Genomic DNA, 25,422 nt, shown 5'->3' with positions numbered 1-25,422 from the left:
TAAATTAGGCGATTTAGGCGTGTTTTACGGCGGACTTACGGGTAAATGCAAGAGTGATTTTACGGATGGCAATGCCAAGTTCGTAACTTATATGAATGTCTATTCCAATATTGCGATAGACACCGATATACATGATACGGTTAAAATTGCAAACGGAGAGAAGCAAAACAAAATAGAGTACGGCGATGTCGTATTTACGGGTTCGTCAGAAACACCCGACGATTGCGGAATGTCTTCGGTCATGACCGAGCCGTGTGAAAATTTATACCTTAATAGTTTTTGTTTCGGGTTTCGGATGTATGACAAAAAATTGTTATTGCCCGATTTTATGAAATTCTTATTTCGTAGTGAAAATATACGAAAACAGATAACGAAGACGGCAAGCGGCGTTACTCGTTTCAATGTATCGAAAAAGCGGTTCGGAGAGATTGTAATTCCTATCCCGCCAATGGAAGAGCAGCATCGCATCGTCGCCATACTGGACAAGTTCGAGACTTTAGTAAACGATATTTCGGAGGGCCTGCCCGCCGAGATTGCTGCCCGACGGCAGCAATACGAGTATTACAGAGACAAACTACTGACCTTTAAGCGCAAAGAAAATGGTGAGATACAACCTTGTAGCTGAGAATCCCGAAAGTACGGTCGTCAGTGATTACCGAGCCGAGTACCGCACGGAAAAAGAGTATCAGTCGGAAGCCGAACTCGAACGGGCGTTTGTCGCTCTGTTGGAAGGGCAGGCCTACGATTATTTGCCGTTTCGCACCGAGACGGAGTTGGTCGCCAACCTGCGCCGACAGTTGGAAAAACTCAACGGTTATACCTTTACCGATGCGGAGTGGTCGCGGTTCTTTACGGGTTGTATCGCCAACAAGAACAGCGGAATCGTCGAAAAGACCGCAATCATTCAGGAGGATCATGTGCAGCTGCTGACGCGCGACGACGGAACGGTCAAGAATATCTACCTGCTCGATAAAGGCAATATCCACAACAACTCATTGCAGGTCATCAACCAATACGAGGTGGACAACGGTGCACGTCCCAATCGTTACGACGTTACCGTACTGGTAAACGGTCTGCCGTTGGTGCATGTCGAACTGAAACGCCGCGGCGTCGACATCCGGGAGGCTTTCAACCAGATCGACCGTTACCAGAGGGAGAGTTTCTGGGCAGGCAGCGGGCTGTTCGAATATGTACAGCTGTTCGTCATATCGAACGGAACCTACACCAAGTATTACAGCAATACGACACGCCAAAGCCACATCAAGGAGGCATTGAACAGCAACAAATCCAAGAGCAAACAGACGAGCAACAGCTTCGAGTTCACCTCGTGGTGGGCCGATGCCAACAACCGGCCGATTACCGACCTGATGGGGTTCGGCCGCACGTTCTTCGCCAAACATACGCTGCTCAATCTGCTGACCCGATATTGTGTATTCAGTTCCGACCGGCTGCTGCTCGTCATGCGCCCCTATCAGGTCGTGGCGACGGAGCGTATTTTGAGCAAGATCCATATCGCCGACAACTACAAACTGTACGGCACGGTCGAGGGCGGCGGATACATCTGGCATACGACGGGCAGCGGCAAGACGCTCACCTCGTTCAAGACGGCGCAGTTGGCGAGCCGACTGCCCTACATCGACAAGGTGCTGTTCGTGGTCGACCGCAAAGACCTCGACTACCAGACGATGCGCGAGTACGACAAATTCGAGCGCGGGGCGGCCAACAGCAATACGAGCACGGCGATTCTGAAACGTCAGTTGGAGGATCCGGCGGCGAGGATCATCATCACGACGATTCAGAAACTTTCGGTCTTCATCGGGCACCATGCGGAACACCCCGTGTTCCAGCAAAAAATCGTCATCATCTTCGACGAGTGCCACCGCTCGCAGTTCGGGGATATGCACACGGCCATTACCCGAAAATTCAAACGCTATTTCCTTTTCGGCTTCACGGGTACGCCCATTTTCGCTAAGAATGCCGTAAGCGGCGGCAAGCCCGACCTGCGGACGACCGCCCAGGCTTTCGGCGAACAGTTGCACACCTACACGATCGTCGATGCCATCAACGACAAGAACGTGCTGCCGTTCCGCATAGAATATATCCGCACCATTAAAGAGAAAGAGGAGATTGAAAACTCGATGGTGTGGGACATAGCCCGCGAGGAGGCTTTGGCGCACAAACGGCGCATCGCCAATATCGTCGCCTACATTCTCCGACATTTCAACCAGAAGACGAAACGCTCCGCAAAATCGTATGAGTTCCATGCCGTGACCAATGTCGGCGAGGTAGCATCGGCTGGTCGTCGTAATAAGGTAAAAGAGGTCAAACAGCGGACTCGTCTGACAGGTTTCAATTCGATTTTCGCCGTCTCCTCCATCGAAACGGCGAAGATGTATTACGCCGAGTTCAAACGGCAGATGGCGGAATTGCCGAGCGCGCAGAGTCTGAAAGTGGCGACTATATATAGTTTCGGTGTGAACGAAGATGCGGACGACTTCATTATCGACGAAAACCCCGAAGATACGAGCGGTCTGGACCGAAGTTCGCGCGATTTTCTCGAAAGTGCCATCGAGGATTACAATGCGATGTTCTCGACCTCCTACGATACGTCGAGCGACAAGTTCCAGAACTATTACAAAGACGTCTCGCTCCGCATGAAGAACAGGGAGCTGGATTTGCTCATCGTCGTCAATATGTTCCTGACGGGCTTCGACGCAACAACGCTCAACACGCTGTGGGTCGACAAGAACCTGCGGATGCACGGGCTGTTGCAGGCCTATTCGCGCACGAACCGCATCCTGAACTCGATAAAGACCTTCGGCAACATCGTATGTTTCCGCAACCTCGAAACGGCTACGAACGAAAGTCTCGCCCTGTTCGGAGACAAGGAGGCGGCAGGCATCGTGCTGCTCAAAACCTTCGACGAGTATTACAACGGATACACGCAGAGCGACAAAGAGATTCGCGGTTATGCCGAATTAGTTGCCGAGTTGCAGTCGAAATATCCCGTCGGGGAACAGATTGTAGGAGAGCAGAACAAAAAGAATTTCGTATGGCTTTACGGGGCGATTTTGAAGTTGCGGAATATCCTATCGACATTCGACGCTTTCGCCGGACGCGAAATTCTGAGCGAGCGAGACGTGCAGGATTACCACAGCGCCTATATCGACCTTTACAACGAGTTCCGACCGCAGAAGCACGAAGCGGAACATATCAACGAAGATCTTGTCTTCGAAATGGAGCTTATCAAGCAGGTGGAGATCAATATCGACTATATCCTGTCGTTGATCCGTAAATACCACCAAGAACACTTGCAGGACAAAGAGATTATCGTGTTGATTCGCAAGGCGATTGATTCGAGCGTTGATCTGCGCAACAAGAAAGAGCTAATCGAGCGTTTCATCGAATCCCTGACACCCGATTCCGATGTGGACGAGGATTGGCTCGCTTATGTCGAGGAGCAGCGTCGTGCCGAGCTGGACCGGATCATTGCCGACGAAAACTTGAATCACGACGAGGCATACAAATTCATGGACAATGCTTTCCGCGACGGATTCGTACAAACGACGGGGACGGCTATAACCAAAGTCCTACCGCCCGTCTCCCGTTTTACGCCCACTGGCGACCGCACGAAGAAGCGCGAAGCTGTCATCGAACGGCTGACCGCGTTCTTCAATCGGTTCTGGAGTATAATATCATAAACTGCATAATAATCAATATTTCTTACTGATAAAAAGTAATAGTTATTTTTATTATTTTTGATCACTAATTCCAAATCAATAGTTATGGCAGACAATACTATTAGTTTATTTAAATTGAAGAACAAACTCAATACATTTATTCTAGATAAATTTACCTATTCAATAGCTCAAAATAGTTCATTAAAGATAATTGATACTCTTAATCCTAAATATGTAGAACCTATATTTTCACAGCAGGATATAGAGGGGACTTCGTTTGAGAATGCCACTATTGTGCTTATTTCTGCTGCTGGAGCTACAGGAAAAACCTGTTTGACAGAGAATCTGTCAAATGAATTAGGTATCCCTATTTTCGACTTAAGCAAACACGACCCAGTAGCTAGCAATTCATTAACAGGTTTGCTTTTCAATAGTATGGAGCTATCTGATTTTACGGATTATTCACAAAAGCTGCAAACAGGGAAAGCTTCAATGATTATAGACGCATTGGACGAAGGGTATATTAAGACTACTGTTGACGGTTTCTATGCTTTCTTGGATAATATTGTAAAGATTGCTGCAACGGCTCAAGGAACACCTTTTGTCTTGCTAGGGAGAACGAATGTAGTAGAATTGGCAACACTATATTTTGAAGAACAAGGGGTTAAAGTTGCCTTTTTGCAAATAGAGCCTTTTACTATAGATTCAGCCAAAGTATTTATTGACAAACATGTTGAATCAGAAGCAAAAGAGCGCTTTGTTGAACAGTATAAAGCTGTTCGAGATTATATTGTTGACGCAATTGGAGGTTTTTTCAAAAATCAGTCAGAGATTAATCATAAACAATATTTACAATTCATTGGTTACGCTCCAGTATTGCTTGCCATATCAACCTTGCTGAATAGAAACAATAACTATCATGCATTATTGGAAGATTTAAAATCAAACAATCGGCAAAATGTAAAATTAGTTATTGATATTATTGAAGAAATTCTTAAACGAGATAAAGAGGATAAAATCAATGAGATCCTCTTGCCACAACTTTTAAATAATCGAGATGATTCGTTTAAAGACATGGCATTTAAAAATGCATATTCAATAGAAGAACAGTGTATTAGATTATTGTGTAAACAATTGAATATTAATCTGAATATTCCTGTTACCCATGATACGTACTTTGATATCGAGTATAATAAGCAAATATCGTCATGGTTGAATGAGCATCCATTTTTATCTAATGGGAAGATTCAGAATGTAGTTTTCGAGAGTTATATAATTGCAAGGCTGATTAAAATAACGAAATATAAGGATTATGTATTCCAATATTTAAAAAGTTCATTTAGAAATGCATACATGCTCTTTTATATTTACGACGAACTGGCAGATAAGAATAGGACTATTGACAAAGAGTTTATCCCTTATTTATTTGAATCGTTAAAAGCATTGGATAAAAAGGGGCACTACTCATCTATGGAATTAACGGTTCAGAAGGTTGATAAAAGTACGAAGGATATTATTTGTGAATTGGAGTTTTTCAAAGCTGGAATTACGACCGATGATTATTCTTATTCCGTATATACGAATTGTGCAGATACCCTTTATGTAGGGACTGAAATCAATAATATGACGATTGACTTGCCTGTGACGGTTGGTATTTCAGCTGATAAAGTCGATTGTACTCCTCCTGCATATATCAAATGCAATACAATTGAGTGTACAGCATCGGAAATATTATTAAATGCTGGAGTGCATGATGAAAGCGTCGTTCTTGAATGTAATAATTTTTGTGTAAAATGTGGTAACAACGGGACGCTCCCAATTTTAACAAATAAGGGACGTATGGATGGAAAACAGTTTCAATTAATTTGTAAAAACCAACTCTCTTACCCTTTTGTGCAATATAGTGCACATGCACTTGAGGACAGTATTCCGACTGATATCCAAGACAAATATCAGAAAATGCGTCGTTTACTTCTAATGTTCCGCTCACATAGTAAAGGGGATTTAGCTAGATATAAGGATAAGATTGATAATAGAATCGGGAATAGTAATATTGGGAAAAAAGTATTGGATGCGCTAATTGAAAAAGGAATTTTATACTCTAAAGAAATGTTATATTTCATTGATCTCGAAAAGATGGCCATGGAACTAGGTGTAAAATACGATGACATTAGGTCTTCAATCATCAATGATAAAATTAAACATTTTTTAGCGAATATATAATGTACAATAACGCCTGTGCAGAGAATAACTTTCAAGATTTTTTATTGAATCTATTATGAGCATCGTTTCTATTGTAGAGATTAGATTTATAGCAAAAAAGTATAAAAAGCCACGATAATCCACTATCATATTAGGGGCAAAATAGGTTCAAAGTTTTGGCCCTTCATATTTTTGTTGCCTCTGCATGGGTTGGCAAAAGGTATCTCTAGTTTCTCGAACTTTTCTCTGCACCACGTTCCAAACGGTATTTCGTTGATGTTTAGTTGCAGCTTTCGTTTGTTGGTCGGATCGGGCGTTATTTGCGCCGTTACTCGTTCGACCCAGAATTTGCAGTTGTGTTCTTCGGAGTATAGCTTGCCGCTATATTTAAGCGGTTTGCCCTTGATAAGTGTAGAGGTTTGTTCGTCGTCGAAACCGGCTATCAAGCAAACGCTTTCCATTCGGATCATCTCGCGGAAATAAAGGAACCACTTCATGGCTTTCGAGAGAGCCGCTTTCAGTAGCGATACTTCCTTTTCGTGTCGCTTCGTCAGGTTCGTTGTCTCGGTGGTATGTTGTGCTTGTATTGCCGTCAATTCTCGGCTGTGTTCTGCTTGCATGGTCAGTATTTTGGCTTGTAGGGCTTCGATGGTCTCTTCATGCGTGACTACCTCCCGATGCAGGACGATATTCTCCCTTTCCAGCGTCTTGACTCTGTTGCTGCCGAATATCGCACCGACACTTTCGGCAATGTTGGTGGCGGCTGCGGTGGTAGCCCCTTTCAGCCGTTCGGTGTGCACTTCCTTTTTCGCACGGTTCAATTCCTCCTGTGTTGTCTCTTTCTGTTTCTGCAATTCCGTTACGTCGGCTTTCAGCGTATCGGTCATTGCCTTCACTTCTCGGTAAAACTGCTGTGTGCCGACATGCCGAGCTTCGGAGCCTTCGATACCGCGTCGCAGTCCGTATTTGGCCATCGCTGCGGCATAGGTGTCTTGATACCCTTTCAGTTTAACGCGCGACATGACCTCGTCGGCGCACAACCGAGGACGGGTGGCAGATTTCATGCGGTAGCGTTTGGTTGCCCGCTCCTCCTGCTTCCTGCGCTTCCGTTCGGTCGTTACGATCGGAACAAGTGTCGCATGGATATGCGGCGACGTTTCATCCAGATGCAGGTCGGCCGAAACGATGTTCTCCTTGCCGAACGTCGCGGCAAGGTATTTCATGTTGTCGGCACACCATTCGTCCAACCGACCTCCGCGCACGATGCGCTGCATATCGTCGGGACTGCCCGAAAGCATGATGCGTATCGCCCGCACTTGGTTCTTGCCGACCTTGCGGGTCAGTCCTGCGGTCTCCAAACGGTGCTGGATCGCCTGCGTGCGAGTTTGTATTCCGTCGGGATATTCGACCAGTCGACGGTTCAGGTGCGTGCGTTCTTCGTCGGCGTTCGACGGTTTGACTTTGCGTTCGATGTGGGCGGAGGTTCCGCTGTCGGTTCCGCGGCTCTTCTGCATATGGAATACGACATAGCCCATAGTCATGTGGTTTTAGGTGTTGGCGGGTTCGGGGAGTACAGAGGGGCGAAGCACCTTTGCCTTATTGGGGAATTTTCAGCGTGTCGAAGACATGCGGCTCGGAAAATTCCCTAATAAGCTATGCCTTTTGTAAAAAGGCGCGGGCGCGGAGCGGCCGAGTGATCCGCGACGGTGCCCCGTCGTATCCGTCAGCAGGTGCGGCCGATGAAAGAGACCCGACACCTCGCAAGCGCGCCGCCCTTGTGCGCCTGGAGGGATCCTCCCAAATCCCATAGGGCGCACAAGGGGCGGCAGCTGTGAACCCCCTCCACTGCGATTTCTCTTTTCATCGTGCGAGGCTGTATTTTGCGGAATAGATGTCGGCCATCTCATCGAACCCTTTGGCCAGCATATCGTCCGTTACTTTGGCATATATCTGGGTCGTCTTGATGTTCGTGTGCCCCAGCATCCGACTAACCACCTCGATGCGGATGCCCTGCGCCAGCGCGTTAGTCGTTGCGAACGTATGGCGCCTTTGGTAATAAGTTATCGGCTTGTCGATGCCGACCTCCGCAGCGATCTTTTTCAATACGCGGTTGCAGTAGGCGATGTCGGGCACGGGCAGTACGAGGTTTGTCCCCGCGACCTCACGTTTGTAACGGGCGATGATGCGCTTGGTAATGCCGCACAGCTTGATTTTGAACGGCGTGGCGGTCTTCTGCCGATTCTTGACGATCCACAGATCGCCGTCGAACGAGCGTTGGATCATCTCCTGCGTCAGTCCCTTGACGTCGGCATGGGCCATGCCTGTGAAGCACGAGAAGACAAATAGGTCGCGCACCTTGCCGTAGCCCTCGAATGCGAACTCGTGGTTCATCAACGCCTGCAACTCGGATTCGATCAGATAGCCGCGCTCTTTGGTCGTCTTCTTCGGGTGGTAGTTCACGAACGGATTGCGGGCGATCATGCCCGCGTTGTGGGCTTTCGTGACGATCATCTTCAACGGCTTGGTATAGATGCAGACGCATGAGGGCGTCAAGCCTTTCTCTCCGCGCAGATAGAGGTCATAATCGGTAATGAATGTCTCGGTCAGCTCTTTCAACGGAATATCCCTGCGACGGAGTTTGTTGGCGAGAAACTCCGCCAGCCGCTTGCGGACGTTGTCGTATTTGCGATAGGTGGATTGAGCACGGTCTATGCCGACATGCTGTTTGAAGTCGCGATTGAACTTGTCGAACGCTTCCAGCAATGTTTCATACTCTTCGCCCATGCCGAGGTAAGCCAGCTTTACGCGTTCGGCCGTAACGTAGGCGTCGCGGTCGGAGATGCGCTGGTAATGCCGCTCGATTTGAGTGCGGATATGCTCCAACTTACGGTTGACCGTCTGCGCCTCGTGGCTTTTGCCGGCAGCCTTGTTGGCTTTGGAATCCCACAAGGCGAGCGGCAGGGTTACGCGGCAGTTGACGAACGTGCTTTGGCCGTTCACCGTCAGACGAGCGTAAACGGGAATACGCCCCTCTTTCATGCGCTGTTTGTTCACATAGAACAAGATTTTGAATGTGTTTCTTCTCATAACAGTTTTACAGATTGCAAAGTTAACCGGTTATGAGTTCAGAATCAATACGAAGAGTTACGCAAAACAGTGAATAAGAATACATTGCAGAAATAAATCGAGTCCTCTGACCGATTCTTCGGCTGCCGAATCGCCGTTAACGATTTGTTAACCGAACTCCTGCTTTTCGATGCTTTGAAGTGCTCAACCGACCGTTTGCAGAATACGGCATAAATGTGCATATATCACAAACGGTCAGTTTGTTAGCCTAAATCTGCATTCGATCGTTGCCGCAGTCCCGTTTCCCGTTCAAAGTGCCTTTGAAAAAGAAGGTAACAAGAAGTAAAAACCTTATGTATCAATGATATGTAAGGTTTTTTTTGTTTTTGGGGTAATACAGATTGAGGTAATAGAAAGCAAGTTTCACACTCCTTATTCGGGACCTGTTTTCGACGGTCTGAAAATTGATCGCGATTTAGCCGGATTGGGTTGCATTATTTTATTCTCAATACTCTACTCTTTGTGCTTTCAAACTTTGTAGCCACCCATATTGCACATATCTCGCTTTCTCTGTCATTTTCTGCTTGTCAATGCGGCAGTTTCTCTTGGCCAAATCCCTGTCGAAACAATATTGAAAGTCGATCTTTAAGGTACGGCGGTGTTGTTCGAAGAAGTAGTGGGGGCAATGATCGGAGCCGGTGGGGCAGGAGTGACTATTTCCAGCCAGTCGGGCCATCGGATTGCCGGCCCTCATGCTGGAAGAAGATGCGATGCTTGCTATTGCGCCGTCCGAGCGACTGCTCGAACTCGATTGGTATCATCGTCACGCCCCTCGCTTTGGACGAGTTCAACGGGCCGCGCGGCGATTTCTACAAGCACATGTTCGCCGCTTATCCTGCCGGTCGTCCCGGGACGGCGACGAGGTCGCCAATGCCGCCGAATTGTTGATGAGCGACCGCGGAACGTTCATTACGGGTTCCGACTTTCTGGTCGATGGCGGAACCGCGGCTTCTCATTTTTATGGCAAGGGCGTCGGCGAAATATCCATAGTTCCGGGTGCGAGGAGAAATAAGGTGTCTCCGTTCCGTCGTCATTTCTTGACGCAGCGTATAAAGCATGCGTCCTGGCGGCTTTCCAGGGAGTAGCTGCCTATGGGGAAGAAGTCGAACGTAAAATAGTTGATGTCCCAGCCGACATACGGGCCATAGGGGATTGTGCCTCCTTGCGTCCGGTACCAATACACGGCGCCCGGCCGCATGTAGATGTCGTGGAACAGCGGAGCGTCCGCCACACCGTTGGGATAGGTGTAGATGCCGTCTTGGGGATTGACCGGAATGGGGTGCGTGGCAAAATAGTCGGTCTGCCCCGAAGCGTACCTCAGGATGCCGCCTTCCGCGTGTCTTCTGTGGCCGTAGCCCGAGGCGCCTATCGGGAAGAACAGGTTCTTGCCGGTGTTTTTGTTGTATACGAAGCAGCCGCGCATTCCGTGGCCGGATTTTTCTTGGGTGTAGTCGTAGCCGTATGCGTCGTTTATGTGATCGGCGGTCGCTGTCGCGCCGTCTCCGTACAGAATGCCGTAGCCTTGTTCTATATGTTCGTTATAGTACAGGGCTTCATAGTCTTCCCATCCGGCGACCCGCATGTCGGTGCCGGGGTCTTCGAACGGAACCGGGATTTGCGGAGTGTCTGGGTTGACGTTCGTGGTTATCTCGTTCCATTTCTTTTTTTCGTTTTTCCCGACGATGGTAAAGCCGTCTTCCGGCAGCAGCTTGAAATCGGAGGGTACGACATGGGTCCAGACGGATTTCGAGTTTTTGTTGTTCAGGGCGTCGATCGGATCGTTCCAGTTGCCCAGTTTGAACAGCGAGCCTTCTTCCAGCGGGGTGTTTGCGCGTTCGGTTCTTGTTACCATGTTCTCGGCATACCATGCCGCACCGCCATCGATCAGATTGTCGGGTTCGTTGCCTTGCCTTACGAATATCATGTGGTGGCAAGTATAGTTGTGATATTCGACCCGGATAATGGCATAGTGGTTTCCTGGGCCTCCGGGGGAAAAGTCTACGGTAAAATCGATTTCCGTTCCCGTTTTGCCGTATATGGTGTCGTTGAGGTATTCCGATTTCCCGGGAGTTCCGGAAAGTTCGATGCCGTCGCCGTTGTGTTTTTTGGCCAGGTAGGCTTTCCAGGGACCTTCTGATTGGAAGGTCTCGAAGTATTCCGCATTTTCTTGCGGCAGCCGCTTCAGCACGACATGGAACGACTTGTTGTTGTGCGAGCTGCGGTAGATTCCCTTGGGATTCACGATGCGGCGCACCTGGTAGATGGTCGCATGGTTTTCGAACGGCGGTTCCAGTCCTTCCAGCTTGGTCGTGATCTTCACGTTCGCTTTCCGCTGGTATGCCACGTAGGGGTTGTTGCCCGTGTAGCCGGTTCCTTTGATCAGCTGCTTGGCCCGCGTGTACATGGGGATGTATACCGTGTATGTATCTTCTTCCGTCGGGTGCTTCTCCACACGGTAAATGTCGGTGCTTACGTCGCCCTCGGTCGTGTGTTCTCCCTCCGAGAAATCCCGGTATTCGCGTTCGCCCCGCCTGGGCGGCGTTTCATAGTATGCCTTGTTCGACAAACGGGTGTAGGGCTTGTTGCCCTCGATATATGTCTTGGTCGTTTCGTGCAGCGAGAGGAAACCGTTCCATTGGTTTTCGTTCGGGATGTCCATCTGGTGGTAGTACATTTCCTGATAGGCATTGTGGGGCGCCCAGCGGTTGTCGGTAATTTCGGCCTTTATGTATTCGATTTTCCTTCCGCCGGTGTTGATCTTGATGGGGTACATCAAAGCGTGGTTGTACAGATAGGAAATATAATAGGGTTCGGGCGTCGTCACTCCCGGTTTGGGTTTCCGGTATTCGATGTGCCAGTCCGCATCGTTGGCGAAGTTCTTGAATTTCAGCGTCAGTTTGTAGTGGCAGTTGCGCTTGGCGTTGTAGTCTTTTTCTGTATCTTGCCCCAGCATGAAGCGATAGACGATCCGGCCGCTGCCTTGTTCTTCCGGATTGATGGAGACATAGTAGGCTTCGACCTCTACGTATGTGCCGTAAGGCTTGTCGTCTTTGAGCCGGTATGTCGCGTCTCCCGGCAGTCCCGGTGCGTCCGCCATGCCGTTTCCGTCTGCATCCTGCCGTTTGTCCCGGCCCGTTCCCTGCATGTTTTCATAAAAGAACAAGGCGGCGTCTTTTTCGCCGTGGGAGCCGTATTCGGGGGTTCCGACCGTGATGCGGGGGCCGGTGTAGTCGGAGTCGAAGACTTGGGGTTCTTCCCCTTCGTAATATAGGATTTTCTCTCCGTCGGGCATGTCCGGCCCTTGTGCAGGATAGGCCAGCGCATACCCTTCGCCTCCGACATTGTTATCTTTTCCCAAATAGCATTGCGAGGGTATGTCCTTGATCTGTGCCGATTTGATGTATATGAAAACGCCCTCTTTCAGCGCGCTGCCATCGTAGGCGATCGTCAACTTGGAAGCCGCCCGGCGCAGCCAGGCATGCAGACGGGTCTCCTTTTCGTCGATCACGAGCGGTTGGTCTTCGGGTTGTGTTGAGGCGTTTTTTGTGAAATACCCGATCATCTGACCGTTTTTACTGATCTCCTGGGCATCCCATGTGAGCGGCAGACTCTTGAGCCGGTCTACGGTTTTTATCGCTTCGGCATGGGCTTCCAGCAGATCGGGAATGTTCGCTACCGCATACATCCGGTATTTGCCGAAGTCTATGTCGGCCAAATCGAAAGAGGCCCGTTTGGTCGATGCTTCCGCCGCTTGCCCGTTTTCTGCGTCTGCGTCGCTCCGGTCGATGTCGTTGAGTTGATATTCGGTTATTTCCCAGCTTTTTACCAGGCTTTCGCTGTCGTAGTCGTACAGCAGCACATGCAGACTGCCGATATCTTTGATCGCGTCGCCCGCGGTTCTCGTCTGCGCAAGTCCCGCCGACATAGGCTCGAAATCCGCAGCGGCGGATATTGTGGCCTTGCCTTTCCCGAAGGCGGTGTCGTCCGTCATGAAATCGTTGCGGCAGCTCGTTGCGGCAAGAATTGCCGCACAAAGAAAAATAGATGGTATCCGACGTTTCATCGAGGTTTGCTTTTTAGCGTTTACAATCCGAATTCGGGTTCGAGGACAACTTCGCTGTAAGGCGTCACGTCCACCTGAATCCCTTTTTCAAGAAAGGTAATGTCCACCGCGACGTGGGTGTTGCGGAAAAGGGCTTTCAGGTTGTCGAAAGGGCGGCTGAACGTCTTCTTTGCGTTGTTGGCATCGGTCACATGCAGCGTCAGGGTATATTCTTGTTCTCCATACGGGTTCGAGGAGTCTTTCAGGTCTTTGCTTTCTGGAAGATAGAATGCCGGATACGTGGCAAGGCCCGGTTTGGGCACCCCCATGTCGTAGGTAAGCCCTGCGACCCGGAATTCCTGGGGTGCCTCCATGACCGCAGTCCGGTGCGTCGTCGGGGGGATGTCGTAGTCTTGGATCCATCCTCTCTTGTCCGCCAGTTCCTTGTCGTCCGGATTTTGTTGGGCTTCGTCCGATACTTTCTTCAGCCACTCGATCCAATACAATTCTTCGACTGCGCCTCCTTCCGTTTCTTGAAATTTCATCGTCGGTGCGATCTTGCGGGGCAGCAGGTAGCTTTTTTCGGCGATCTCCGCCACGGCCACGCTGTTTACCGCCACGGCGCCTTCGCGTTTGTTGATGAAGCGGAAAGTAAATTTCGCAGCGGCATGAACCAGGTAAAATCGGCATTCTTTCTGGGCTTCTTCCCGGATTTCGACTTCGTACTTGGAACTCATGGGAAGCGGCTGGGTGTAGTCGGGCGTGAAGACCAGATCGTCGACCGCATTCTTGAAATCATTCTTGCCGGCCGTGTAGGTTCCGAGCGCCGCATGCAGATCAGTAGAGATGCTGGTTTCGTTGGCGATCAGGTAGATAGTCTTTTTCTCGTTTTTCTGCACCTCCATGACCTGGGTATATTCCGAGAACATGCCGTGACCGAAGTCGATGAACTGGTTGTGCTCCACCGTACCGTCCGGATGCAGGATGACGATACGCAGGGTGTGCATTTTTTCGTTGTCCGGCAGCCCGGCCGCCTCGCCGCTGCGCGCCTCGCCGAGAATTTCGGCGGTCAGTCCGAGCCGCACCCTGCCTTCGTCCCGCTGCGGTTCGTCTGCGAGACCGGCCTCCCGGGTGCTGCAAGCCGGGGCTGCCGCGATCAGGCAGCATGCCGATGCCAGCTTGATGATATGGTGCGAAAAACGTTTCATCGTGTCTCTCAAAAAACCGTTTGTGCGTTCAGATTCGAATTGTTGACCACCACCCGCCAGGAGAGTATCTGTATCATGGTGCTTGTCCAGCGATTGTTCGCATCGAGGAAGAATGTCATGTTGTATTCGTCCGCCCGGTCGAGATATTCTTGGTCGTCCATCTGTTTGTAGTGTTCGCCCTTTACCAGCAGGGCGTAATCGATGATCGGAACAGAGGCGACGAGTTCTCCGTCCGCAGCGGTGCGTATCGTCAGGGCAGGGCGTCGGTATTTTGTCCAGTCCCTTACGAAGAGCCGGTTTACGGTCAGTTCCGCTACCACGACCTTTACGGTGGTTATAGCGCGTCCGGCACCCACGCCTGCCTCTCCCGAGTAAACCGCCCACGGGCGGTATTCGACCTGGGCGTCTTGCAGCAGCGAGTTGTCGCAGGCCAGCCATCCGTTGCAGTCTTCTATGCAGAATTCGAAATCTTCGGCAACGATATCTTCGCCCGAAAGATGTTGCAACACTACGCGGAACACGTTCGTATCCTTGGTAAGGATCATTTCGTAGGTGTGTTCTTCCCCGTCGACGCCCTCCGGCAGTTCCACCTCCATCATGCCGTGGAAAAGCGGGCGCAGATCCTGGTCGGAGCAGGCCGGCGCTGCCTGGCCGTCCGGGGTCTCGGCCGGTGCTCCGTCCAGGCAGTTCAGCCGGCAGTGCAAGTCCTCGGGAGTGCATGCCGCCGCTGCATCGGGCAGGCTGAAAGATTCTTCGTCGCCCAGTCCGCACCATGCCACCAGACGATAGTTTCCGGGGGCAAGGGCCAGTTCCATGGCGTAATCTTGGGCGGCGAGGGCTTCGCCCTGTTCGGACGCCTGCCACACCAGCTCTCCTGCCGTGTCGAAGGCATACAATCTGATCGACTTTACCTCGTGGGCAAACGCGTCGGCGAACTTCAGGTTCATGTCGTAACGGAACTTCAGTCGGTAGCGTACGTCGCAATCCCCTTCGTGTTCGTAGATCAGGTCGTTGCAGGACAAAGTCGCAAATAGTGCGACGGCCGCTGTTCCAAGGTATTTGATACCGCGCAGTATATTCATTGCATCTCGTATAATCGGTTCATAACTTATGTGCCGCGGGGCCATGCGTATCCGGCGTTCGGGTCGTTACCACTCGAAGTCGAAGTCGTTGTTCGCCACTCTCCACGAAAGGACATCGACCTTTGCGGCGATGTAGGTTTCGTCGTTGTCCGGTTTTTGCGGGACGATCTTTTCGTCGGGATCGTAGACCGGAGTGCCCAGGCCCACCACCGAATTGATGTTGACATCATAGAGGTGGTTGCGCACCACGCCGAACAGCCCTTTCCGTTCGTCCGAACCCAGGTGTTTCAACTCTATGTAGTAGTATGTCATCCCGTTTTTCCATATTTTGGCGCCGGGCAGGTTCTTGAGTATCTCGTCGACGGCTTCCGGCGTCATGGCGGCATCGTCCGTGGTGTCCGAATAGAATTGCAGACTGCGGGCTTCGTCCGTCAGTTGCAGGTAGCTGAGGTATCTTGCGCTGTTTTCCGATTTGTCATCCGCCGTTCCGGCTTCGGTGCCGGTAACCCATTCCACGTGTTCCGGTTTGATCGGAACGAACTTCGCGGCTGCACCTTCTTCTTTCGTGAAGATTTGGCTCGCCTCCAGGTGCAGCATGGTGGCCTTTGCCCCTTCTTCCGTGTAGTCGGTTCCGAGCCATCTTGCCAGGTCGACCGGGATGGCATTGTTGGTTGCGTCGATCGTTATCAATACTGCGGCGATGATTGCCTGCGTGCGGTTGCTGATCTCCTGGTCGGGATCGTAGGATTTCTTGGTGCCGTTGTCGAAATCGTCCGCCGCATTCTCCAGACAGTATGCTGCGTTGTTTTCCCCGAATTCGGTGTCGATCTCATTATAGGCGATATGTTTGAGCGCCACGTCGGCAGGGTTCGTCGCCCAATAGGAGCGGAATTGAGCAGGATGATTCCATACCCAGCCCAGTTGCCAGGCCGTCGCGGTGTTGACTTTCTTGAACAGATACGATCTGTCAGCCTTGCCGGTAATGTTCCAGCCGATGAAAATAGCATGCACCTGCTTCCCGCCTACTTTGATGGCGCTGCCCTTGGCATCTTTCAGTTTGACGGCCGTGTAGGTTCTGCCGTTGTATGCCACACCCTCTGTCACGGTGGTGTTTTCGGCATTCCATGCGGTTTTCAGCCGTGTTTTTGCAACCACGCGTTCTATGTAGATGGTCACGGGGTTCTTCATCGCATCGGCTTCCGTTTCGCAGAAGTGTTCGGGCGTTATCGTTGTTGTGCAAATCTGCCGGTCCGTTCCTGCGTAGGATGAACTGGTCATCGGAAAGAGCCGCGTTTTGGCGTTCTCGGCGTTCCCTTTCCCGGCGGCATCGTATTCGCCTATTCTTGCACAGAGTTCGCCGAGGGACAGCGCGTCCGTTCCGAGTGCCGCCGTTTCATGGTTGGCTATGGCCACCAGAGAGCCGATGCCGGCGATCTGTTCGTCCTGGGCATTGATTGCAACGAGCGCCTGCATCCGTTTCTCTGCATTGGGCTGGGTACTTTCCGGTTCCGACGTAATTTTCGTGCAATCCGCATAGTTCTTTCTGCCGGTTATGCCTATGCGGGCCGGATCGCCGTTGTGGTCGAAGAAATAGAATCTCAGCGAATTGATCTTGTCCTCGTTGCCCGATCCTGTTTCGTAGTCGTCCGACAAGAGGGTTTCCCTCGCACTCGTTATGGACGGGTTTGTAATGCCGACAGCCAGGAAGCGGGGCTTTTCGTTGTCTCCCGGAACATTCCCTGCCGACATTCCATCTTCGGAACACGAGTTGAAAACCATTGTTCCGAACAGTAGTAAAACAATCCGTTTCATCATTCCGTGTATCCTCTTCCCCGTAATTCAGCAAGAATGATTTCTGCGGCCCGGAGTCCCATTTCGTGGGCCATCCTCATGCAGCGCACCGCTGTCCTGTAATCCTTCGACCGTATGGCGAGCGCACCTCGGGCATAGACGGCTTCCGCAGAACTTCCTGCCTTGGTCAGGTAGTTTTCGGCCGTGCTCAGGTCGCCGTGGCGCATGGCTGCGTTGGCTGCGTTGAGGTTGGCGGTCTCGTCGTCGGGAAACATGCGTACCGCCGCTTCGAATACGTCGGTAAATTCTTGCGTTCCGGGTTCGTATTCCCGTGCCAGCAGGTAGAATTCGTTCAGGCTCAACTTTTCCGGACGTTCCGCCATGATGCGTTTGATCTCCTCGGGGTCGTTGTAGCTGCGGATGTTGTAATCTATGCGATAGTCCGTATGGCGCAAGGCCGGATAACAATGTTGCAGCAGAAAACGGTATTCTTCCGGATAGGTGTATTTTATTTTCGCTTCTTTGGCATCCGGTTCAAGATTGTTGTCGATCATCTTGAGTATTTCCTTGCGATGAGCCAGGCTGGACTGCGCCACGTAGCGCCGCAGGCCCTCCCAGTCTTCCGGTTCGTACTCGGTGATGATCTGCTTGTCGGTAAAATGGAACAGCAGACGGATGTGTTTCTTGAGCGCTTGCGTACGTCCGATGGCCAGTTGTCTGTTGTGCCAATAGGGGCTTTCGGGCGAGGCGTATCCTTTGAGCCACACCGAGACGATCGAGATATCCTCGTCGTTGCGTACGGAGTCGATGGTGCTCTGGATCTTGATCAGCTCCGCCATGTTTTGGCGGTATCCAGGATAGATGATGGTTTCGTCGACCGGGAAGTCGATGAATGCCGATCCCGACAGCGAACGGCTTTTCATCGTCTCGGCTTCGGGCCGGACGTAGATCAACTCGGGAAAGAACGCTTCGGAGTGCTGTCCCAGCAGCCCGTCGTATTCGGCCACTATGGCGCGGCAGCATCCCCAGTCGCTGCGATGGAAGCGCAGTTCAGCTCCGTTCATCCATTCTTCGTAGGGTATCGGATTATGGTAGCTTACGGTTTTCGTTTTTTGCGAGGCCCGGCGGCTGATTTCGTTTTCTCCGGAGATGTTGCCTCTGCCGTTGCGCATATAATAGTAGTAGCGCCTGCGTCCGTAGATACCGATCGAGGGCAGGTCGAGCGAATCCGATCCGTTTATGAACCGCGGTGTGAGCAGCACGGCGCGGTTGCTGTTCACATGGAGTTCCGACCAGTCCACATCCATCCGCACGGCCAGATACCTGCCGCTGCGATCCATTTTGAAGCGCTCGACCGATATGTCGGGAACGATGTTTTTCGTATCCTGGGCCGAACTTTCCGACAACGTTCCCCCCCCCAGCAGGGTGGCCAATATGAATATTGCGGGTTTCATTCTCATGCGTTTCAAAACAGATAAACCAGATTGACTGCCGCTTTGGTCGGGCCTACGTAATGATGCGGTTTGTCGACTTCCACCTTTTTCCCGCATCCGACGCATCGGAACCGATCGTAGCGGGTATAGGAGTATCCGAAGCCTATTTCGGCTTCGAGGTTCCAATGTCGGTTGAGTATCCATGCGTAGCCGTAGGCTACTCCCGCGCCGACGAACCAACCCTGGTAGCGGGTTTCTTTCAGTTTGCGGGCGTCCGTTCCCAAGAAATGGAGCCGTCCGTCGAATCCGCCCATGTTATACAGACCTCCATGAAGATGTATGCCAAGAAAGTGACCGGCGAACCGGTCGCAGAACCAATAACGCGCCTCGGGCTGCACAACCTCGTGCTTCCATCGCCGGCCGTGCGAAAGCGTCCAGCCGTTGAATTCGCCCGAGAGGTTGAGCGTCCATCTGGGGGCGAGACCGGCTTCTACTCCGAAGCTGATATTCATGAAAGCATCGGAAAGCAGATTGGTCTTTATTGCAGCATGCTGTGCTTGAACCCTTTGCGTAAAGCCGAACACAGCGATAGCCAACAATAAGATTATATGTTTCATTTATATCTTAGTTGCTAATTTATCCAACAACGTGCGTTTTGTCCTACCAAGAGGGTATTTTGACAGATGCAAAGTTATGTAAAATATCAAAAAATTCAACAACATGAGACATCTCTTGTTTAAAGAGAGGTCGAAGAGGATATATATTTAAGATCGAGTGAGTTGTAATTTTAGAATCCTCTTTTTGAAGGTTTCTGCATTTTGCGGTATGTGGTGCCGTCCGTTTTGTTGCAGAATTTTTGAAGCCGGAATGTTCGCAAACCGTTGCGTCTGCATACTTTTGTCTCTTGGTGCCGGCGGCTTTTGTCGGTCTCGAAAAGCGTGTCGAATGTTACGGGAATATCCAGCGCTTCCAGCCTTTGAATCTTCTTGCGATAGCTCGCCAGCGTGTTGTCTATCTGACTTTGCAAGGCTGCACGTTCGGGGCAGTTTGCCGCTATCGTTTCAGTCTCTTTGTCCCAATAATGCGGCTCTACCGAAATGTCGAGCGAAACGGTTTTGTGGGTGCGTTGATGCGTAAAGCGGATTGCCAGCGGGGACTTGCCGTTTTTGTAGACGATTTCGTGTCGGCAGATTGCTTTGATTTTCATTTGTTTGCGCGTTAGGCAAACCGTGCGGGGCGCTTAAATTTTATGTGTAACATTATGTGTAACATTGCCCGTCCGAACCCCCTTTTTCGCACTTTTTAGCCATCCGAGCACAAAAAAAGCGACTGCGTCAAAAACGCAATCGCTTGATTTTCAGAGCCGAAACCGAGATTTAACTTCGCTGCGCTCGTTTTATCTCTTCTGCTTGCCGCAGGGGCGCTGTCAAAAATGCGAAAATCGCTACGCGATATACGGCCCGAAATGAAAAAAACCGCTTTCAAGTAACCTTGAAGCGGTTTTTCATTCGTTCCTGCGCCTGCGGCGCTTTCGCATTTTCGAGCCGAAACCGAGATTTGAACTCGGGACCCCTTCATTACGAGTGAAGTGCTCTACCGCTGAGCTATTTCGGCTTGGGGAAACACGGGGTTTCCATTCGGAGTGCAAATATCCGAAAAAATATTTTTTCTCGCAACAATTTTGCGAAAAATATCTCTTTTGTTGCTATATTCGCGCTAAAACTATCTCGGATGATTACATTTCTGCTATGCCTGGCGCTCTTGGTAACGGCCTATTTCACTTATGGGCGTTTCATGGAGCGGCTGGCCGGCGCCGACTCCCGGGCTGAAACGCCTTGCCGGCGGCTTTGCGACGGGGTGGATTATGTGGCGCTGCCGCGGTGGCGGATTTTCTTGATCCAGTTGCTCAATATCGCCGGTACGGGGCCGATTTTCGGCGCTGTGCTGGGGGCTTGCTTCGGGCCTGTGGCTTTCGTGTGGATCACGCTCGGCGGCATTTTCGTGGGTGCGGTGCATGATTATCTCTCGGGGATGATGGCCGTGCGCAACGACGGGTTGAGTCTTCCCGAGGTTATCGGGCGTTATCTGGGCAACGGCATGCGACATTTCCTGCGGGTATTTTCGGTGTTGTTGATGGTGCTGGTCGGTGGCGTTTTTTTGTTGAGTCCGGCGCAGCTGTTGGCCAACATGATCTCCGCAGTGCCGGTTTCCGTGTGGGTATGGATTATTTTGGCTTATTATTTCGTGGCTACGATGTTGCCCGTCGACAAGATCATCGGACGGATTTATCCGGTTTTCGGTTTGGCGTTGGTCGTCATGGCGTTAGGGTTGCTGGGGGCGTTGCTTTTCGGTGGCTGGCGGATTCCGGAGCTTGTCGCGTTGCAGAATTTCCAGCCCGATACCCATGCGTTGCCGATCATGCCGACGCTTTTCATTACCATCGCGTGCGGTGCCGTTTCCGGGTTCCATGCCACGCAGTCGCCGTTGATGGCCCGATGCGTGGACAACGAGCGCGAATGCCGTTCGGTGTTTTTCGGAGCCATGATTTCGGAGTCGGTCATCGCGTTGATCTGGGCTGCTGCTGCGATGGCTTTCTTCGGCGGTGCCGGGGAGTTGTCGGCTGCATTGGGGCAGCATCAGGGCAGTGCCGCATGGGCCGTGGATGCGGTGTCGCGCGGAATGCTGGGTGTCGCGGGCGGCGTCCTGGCGTTGTTGGGCGTCGTCGCGGCGCCGATCACTTCGGGCGACACGGCGTTCCGCTCGGCTCGTCTGATCGTGGCCGACATGTTTCGCATCGAGCAGCGCAGTAAGACCAAACGGTTGTGGGTGTGCCTGCCGCTTTTCGTTGTCGGATTCGGCATCACGCGGATCGACTTCGATGTGATATGGCGTTATTTTGCCTGGACGAATCAAACGCTGGCAGCCATCGTGCTGTGGGCCGTCGTAGTATGGCTGGCGGCCCGGCGCGCGAACCGTTGGGTTGCGTTGGTGCCGGCGGTGTTCATGACGTACGTATGTTCGTCGTTTCTCTTTGTTTCGGAACAGTTTTTCGGCATGCAGAACCGCATGGCGGCCTATCTTCTGGCCGGTGCGGTAACGCTTGCGGTGGTTGTTGCGATGATTTTTAAAATGCGGCGCGATGCAAAAAGCCTTTCTTAATCCTACGCCCGAGCAGACTTTCGAGGTGGTCGGTCAGGGAACCTATGATTTCGCCAAGATATTGGCGCACAGCCGTGAGCTGCAACTCGCCGGTGATGTGGCCGGGGCATGCGAAAGTCGCTTCCAGGCTTTTCAGCGGCTGGCCGGATTGATTCCCGACGATGAGCCGGTCAATCTGGAATGGAACCACCGCAACTCGCGGGCGGCGCTCGAGCTGATCCATGCTTCGGCGATCGACCACTTCCTGATCGACGATTTCGAGATGTCGGCTGCCATGCTGGAGATGTTGCTCGATCTCGATCCCGAGGATCATCTGGAGGGGAGCGAGCTTTTGGCGTTCGACTATCTGGCCATGGACGAAGACGAGCTGTTCGACGAGGTAATCAACGATGTGCCGGACAAGAGCGCTTCGCGCGAGCTGCTGTTGCTCTGGTCGGCATATAAACGCGACGGGAAGCTGCCAGAGGGGGAGTTAAAACGTTTTAAAAATCGTTTTACCCCGTTTTTTGCCGAGTTCACGGCACAGGAGCACCCGGCCGATGCAGCCTATTTGTGCGATATTGAAAGCGAACGGCCCACGGTGGCGGCCCAGGCTCGTGAACTATGGCTGCGGACGGAGAATCTGTGGGTCTTGTGGCCCGGATTCATCGAGGCGCTGCGGGCGTCGCGATAAGACGAAACTAAATATTACCGATGGATATAGCACAAGCCAAACGGTGCGAGAATATCGCCGAATACATTCTCTATTTGTGGCAGGTCGAAGATTTGTTGCGGGCGCTGCAATTCAGTCCCGAGGCGGTCTATTCGCAACTTGTGGCGCCGCGTACGGAGTTGACCGAGGAGCAGAAACCGGCATTCTTGATGTGGTATCTTGACATTGCGGGTCTGCTGCGCCAGGAGGGCAAGGAAGAGAAGGGGCATCTGGAGCACACGCTGCATTTGATTCAGGATTTGCATGACTTGCATCTGCAATTGTTGAAACTGCCTGTGGGCGAACACTATCGCCGAACGTTCGCGAAACTGGAACCTGAACTGCCGCGTCTGCGCGGGGTGCTGGGCAATCCGGGCATGAACGACACGGAATTGTGTTTCCGGGCGCTCTATGCGACGATGCTTTACCGCATTCAGGGGCAGGGCGGCAAAACCGCTGTGACGGATACGCTGGAGGTGGTGTCGCCGGTCATAGCCGAGCTGGCGGCGATGTACGGAAAAGCGGAGCGCGGCGAACTGGACTTGTTCAAGGATCGTTGACTTCAACGGAGGCGGCCCATTCCTCGCGCGAGAGGCGGCTGATGTGCTCGGTTGCGACGACGCCCGTAAGAGGCCAAAATTGGTCGTGTTCTGTGCGGAGGTAACGGAATCCGCATTTTTCCTGCACGCGCTGCGATCGGATGTTGCCGTCGAACCAGCCGCACCACAAAGCGGAATAGTCCAATGTTTCAAAAGCCCGCCGCATCAAGGCCCGCAAGGCCTCGGTCATCAGTCCGCGGCCCCAATAAGGCACGCCGAGCCAATAGCCGACCTCGGCTTCATCGGCTGCAATAGCGATGTTGCTTGCATCGGCCGCGATCAACCCGATGCAGCCGACGATGCTGTCGGTCTCGCGCAACACCACGGCATAGGTTTCCGGTGTGCTGAAGACGGTGCGAATGATCTCGGCGCTCTCCTCCGCTGACCGGTGGGGCGGCCATCCGGCTGCCGGCCCGACCCGCTCGTCGCAGGCCAGGACGTAGAGAGCTTCGGCATCGTCGCAGCACCAAGGCCGCAGAATCAGCCGCCCGGTAGACAACCGATCTTCTTTTGTCGTTTCGTTTCGCATTGTTTGCATCCGTTATTGTTCCGATGCGGCGCGACTTTGCTCCGTCCGCCGACCGTGCCGACGAAAAAAGCCGGCCCTACGGCCGGCTTCGATCTGTCTGCGTTCGAGACGGAATCTATGCGTACTTGAACGTCGATTCGTCCGAGACGGTCAGCTTCTTGCGACCCTTGGCACGACGTGCCGCCAACACCTTGCGACCGTTCGCCGTAGCCATACGGGCACGGAAGCCGTGCTTGTTGATTCTCTTCCGGCGCGAGGGCTGGTAAGTTCTCTTCATTGCCATAGCTATCTCTGTTTTTTGTTGTTTCGCTACATTTTTACGGATTGCAAAAGTACAACAAAAAAGCGAACCGCAAAAATTTTTTACGAAAATATTTTGAAAAGGCTCGGGAAAAAGGGCGATTGTTTCTACCTTTGGCTGCGCCGGAGATACTCCGTCTCAACAAAATCCAAACAAGTTTGGTTTTGTATCCGGCTTTTTCGTATCTTTGTATGGGCGTCCGCCGAGGGCCGGCGCTTTCAAACCACAAACGATCATGGCAGTTTTCAAAGTAGAGGGCGGGCATCGTCTGAACGGGAGCATCGTGCCCCAGGGTGCTAAGAACGAGGCCTTGCAGATCATCTGCGCAACCTTGCTGACCCCCGAGCGGGTAACGGTGCGCAACATTCCCCAGATTCTCGACGTCATGCAGCTCATCGAGTTGCTGCGCTGCATGGGAGTCGAAGTCGAGCGGCTGGCAGACGACGCCTATGCGTTCTGCGCCCGCGACATCGATTTCGACTACCTCAAGAGCGACGACTACCGGCAGCGCTGCACGCGGCTGCGCGGTTCGGTAATGCTCATCGGCCCCATGCTGGCGCGCTTCGGCGTGGGCTATATTCCCAAGCCGGGCGGCGACAAGATCGGCCGGCGCAGGCTGGACACCCACTTCCTGGGCTTCCAGAAGCTGGGCGCCAAGTTCGATTTCGACATCGCCGACGAGTTCTTCATGGTCGAGGGCAAGGAACTGAAAGGCACTTACATGCTGCTGGACGAGGCGTCGGTAACGGGTACGGCTAACATTGTGATGGCAGCCGTGATGGCCAAGGGCACGACGACGATCTACAATGCGGCGTGCGAACCCTACCTTCAGCAGTTGTGCAAGATGCTCAACCGCATGGGTGCGAAGATTTCGGGCATCGCCTCGAATCTGCTTACTATCGAGGGCGTCGGGACGTTGGGCGGCACGGAGCACACGCTGTTGCCCGACATGATCGAGGTGGGCAGCTTCATCGGCATGGCAGCCATGAACCGTTCCGAGCTGACGATCAAGAACGTGTCCTACGAAAACCTGGGCATCATACCGGCGCAGTTCGCCCGCATGGGCATCCGCTTCGAGCAGCGCGGCGACGACATTTATATTCCGCAGCAGGATCATTACAGCATCGACACGTTCCTCGACGGTTCGATCATGACCATCGCCGATGCGCCGTGGCCGGGACTGACGCCCGACCTGCTGTCGATCTTCCTGGTGGTGGCCACCCAGGCCAAGGGGGCGGTGCTGATCCACCAGAAGATGTTCGAGAGCCGTCTGTTCTTCGTGGACAAGCTGATAGACATGGGGGCGCAGATCATTCTGTGCGATCCCCACCGTGCGACGGTCATCGGCCACGACCACCGCATCCGCCTGCGGGCTACGCGCATGACTTCGCCCGACATCCGTGCGGGCGTGGCGCTGCTGATCGCCGCCATGTCGGCCGAGGGGGTCTCGACGATCCAGAACATCGACCAGATCGACCGCGGCTATAAGGAGATCGATAAGCGGCTGAACGCTCTGGGTGCGAAGATCACGCGGATAGAGGAATAGGAAGAGTAAAGGAAAACAGCAGAGGGAGCGGCT

18 protein-coding genes, 1 tRNA gene and 1 pseudogene are annotated in these 25,422 nt (G+C 52.3%); 8 read left to right on the top strand and 12 right to left on the bottom strand.

Features of this window, described 5'->3' with window-relative positions:
* The first annotated feature begins 19 nt into the window (after positions 1-19).
* From QZ298_RS04695 to QZ298_RS04685, 3 genes are all read left to right on the top strand, one after another.
* A complete protein-coding gene (locus tag QZ298_RS04695) occupies positions 20-625 on the top strand; it encodes a restriction endonuclease subunit S (protein WP_296005946.1) in 606 nt (201 codons plus the stop codon).
* On the top strand, positions 600-3,701 hold the full coding sequence (locus tag QZ298_RS04690) for a type I restriction endonuclease subunit R (protein ID WP_296005943.1): 3,102 nt from the start codon (positions 600-602) through the stop codon (positions 3,699-3,701). The genes QZ298_RS04695 and QZ298_RS04690 overlap by 26 nt, the downstream gene beginning before the upstream one ends.
* Positions 3,702-3,785: 84 nt before the next feature.
* Positions 3,786-5,903, top strand: a complete 2,118-nt coding sequence (locus QZ298_RS04685; RefSeq protein ID WP_296005940.1) for a hypothetical protein — start codon at positions 3,786-3,788, stop codon at positions 5,901-5,903.
* Positions 5,904-6,028: 125 nt separating this feature from the next.
* Here QZ298_RS04685 and mobV read toward each other — a convergent pair whose 3' ends face one another.
* Positions 6,029-7,417, bottom strand: a complete 1,389-nt coding sequence (gene mobV / locus QZ298_RS04680; RefSeq protein ID WP_296006576.1) for a MobV family relaxase — start codon at positions 7,415-7,417, stop codon at positions 6,029-6,031.
* A gap of 325 nt (positions 7,418-7,742) precedes the next feature.
* Entirely contained in the window at positions 7,743-8,969 is a 1,227-nt protein-coding gene (locus QZ298_RS04675; RefSeq protein WP_296005938.1) for a site-specific integrase, read from the bottom strand.
* A gap of 559 nt (positions 8,970-9,528) precedes the next feature.
* On the opposite strand from QZ298_RS04675, the pseudogene QZ298_RS04670 reads away from it, so the two are divergent.
* A pseudogene (locus tag QZ298_RS04670) lies at positions 9,529-9,973 on the top strand (SDR family oxidoreductase); the annotation flags it as partial.
* Between the two features lie 65 nt (positions 9,974-10,038).
* Here the strand turns inward: QZ298_RS04670 and QZ298_RS04665 are convergent.
* The 8 genes from QZ298_RS04665 to QZ298_RS04630 form a co-directional block, all read right to left on the bottom strand.
* A complete protein-coding gene (locus tag QZ298_RS04665; RefSeq protein WP_296005936.1) occupies positions 10,039-12,999 on the bottom strand; it encodes a hypothetical protein in 2,961 nt (986 codons plus the stop codon).
* Between the two features lie 92 nt (positions 13,000-13,091).
* Positions 13,092-14,258 carry a hypothetical protein gene (locus tag QZ298_RS04660; protein ID WP_296005934.1) on the bottom strand — a complete coding sequence of 389 codons (1,167 nt, stop codon included), beginning with the start codon at positions 14,256-14,258 and terminating at the stop codon, positions 13,092-13,094.
* 8 nt (positions 14,259-14,266) lie between these two features.
* Positions 14,267-15,340 (bottom strand): FimB/Mfa2 family fimbrial subunit, encoded by a 1,074-nt coding sequence (locus QZ298_RS04655; protein ID WP_296005932.1) that lies wholly within the window; start codon positions 15,338-15,340, stop codon positions 14,267-14,269.
* Positions 15,341-15,406: 66 nt separating this feature from the next.
* On the bottom strand, positions 15,407-17,152 hold the full coding sequence (locus tag QZ298_RS04650) for an Mfa1 family fimbria major subunit (protein ID WP_296006574.1): 1,746 nt from the start codon (positions 17,150-17,152) through the stop codon (positions 15,407-15,409).
* Positions 17,152-18,585, bottom strand: a complete 1,434-nt coding sequence (locus QZ298_RS04645; RefSeq protein WP_296005929.1) for a DUF3868 domain-containing protein — start codon at positions 18,583-18,585, stop codon at positions 17,152-17,154. The genes QZ298_RS04650 and QZ298_RS04645 overlap by 1 nt, the downstream gene beginning before the upstream one ends.
* Positions 18,586-18,596: 11 nt before the next feature.
* Positions 18,597-19,181 carry a DUF3575 domain-containing protein gene (locus tag QZ298_RS04640; RefSeq protein ID WP_296005927.1) on the bottom strand — a complete coding sequence of 195 codons (585 nt, stop codon included), beginning with the start codon at positions 19,179-19,181 and terminating at the stop codon, positions 18,597-18,599.
* 170 nt (positions 19,182-19,351) lie between these two features.
* Positions 19,352-19,771: an Arm DNA-binding domain-containing protein gene (locus QZ298_RS04635; protein ID WP_296005924.1), complete on the bottom strand. Its 420-nt coding sequence runs from the start codon at positions 19,769-19,771 to the stop codon at positions 19,352-19,354.
* A gap of 335 nt (positions 19,772-20,106) precedes the next feature.
* A tRNA-Thr gene (locus QZ298_RS04630) sits at positions 20,107-20,178 on the bottom strand.
* 117 nt (positions 20,179-20,295) lie between these two features.
* On the opposite strand from QZ298_RS04630, the gene QZ298_RS04625 reads away from it, so the two are divergent.
* From QZ298_RS04625 to QZ298_RS04615, 3 genes are read left to right on the top strand one after another with little or no spacing between them, the layout of a single operon-like run.
* Positions 20,296-21,723, top strand: a complete 1,428-nt coding sequence (locus tag QZ298_RS04625) for a carbon starvation CstA family protein (protein ID WP_296005922.1) — start codon at positions 20,296-20,298, stop codon at positions 21,721-21,723.
* Positions 21,704-22,396 carry a tetratricopeptide repeat protein gene (locus QZ298_RS04620; protein ID WP_296005918.1) on the top strand — a complete coding sequence of 231 codons (693 nt, stop codon included), beginning with the start codon at positions 21,704-21,706 and terminating at the stop codon, positions 22,394-22,396. Before QZ298_RS04625 ends, QZ298_RS04620 begins: the two co-directional genes overlap by 20 nt.
* Before the next feature lie 20 nt (positions 22,397-22,416).
* Positions 22,417-22,974 carry a DUF4924 family protein gene (locus QZ298_RS04615; RefSeq protein ID WP_296005915.1) on the top strand — a complete coding sequence of 186 codons (558 nt, stop codon included), beginning with the start codon at positions 22,417-22,419 and terminating at the stop codon, positions 22,972-22,974.
* On the opposite strand, the gene QZ298_RS04610 is transcribed toward QZ298_RS04615, so the two are convergent.
* Both QZ298_RS04610 and rpmH read right to left on the bottom strand, forming a co-directional pair.
* The gene (locus QZ298_RS04610) at positions 22,961-23,542 is read right to left on the bottom strand and encodes a GNAT family N-acetyltransferase (protein ID WP_296005911.1); all 582 of its coding nucleotides are present in this window, start codon (positions 23,540-23,542) and stop codon (positions 22,961-22,963) included. The genes QZ298_RS04615 and QZ298_RS04610 overlap by 14 nt on opposite strands.
* A gap of 115 nt (positions 23,543-23,657) precedes the next feature.
* Positions 23,658-23,819, bottom strand: coding sequence for a 50S ribosomal protein L34 (gene rpmH / locus QZ298_RS04605; protein ID WP_010261331.1), 162 nt, complete (start codon positions 23,817-23,819; stop codon positions 23,658-23,660).
* A 259-nt stretch (positions 23,820-24,078) separates the two neighbouring features.
* Between rpmH and murA the strand changes: the two genes are divergently transcribed.
* Positions 24,079-25,389: a UDP-N-acetylglucosamine 1-carboxyvinyltransferase gene (murA, locus tag QZ298_RS04600; protein ID WP_296005907.1), complete on the top strand. Its 1,311-nt coding sequence runs from the start codon at positions 24,079-24,081 to the stop codon at positions 25,387-25,389.
* Positions 25,390-25,422: the final 33 nt, after the last annotated feature.

This window comes from uncultured Alistipes sp. (genome assembly GCF_910580175.1).
Classification (GTDB): Bacteria; Bacteroidota; Bacteroidia; order Bacteroidales; family Rikenellaceae; genus Alistipes.
Note: the sequence above shows the minus strand (reverse complement) of the source record. Positions and strands in the feature narration are given on the sequence as shown.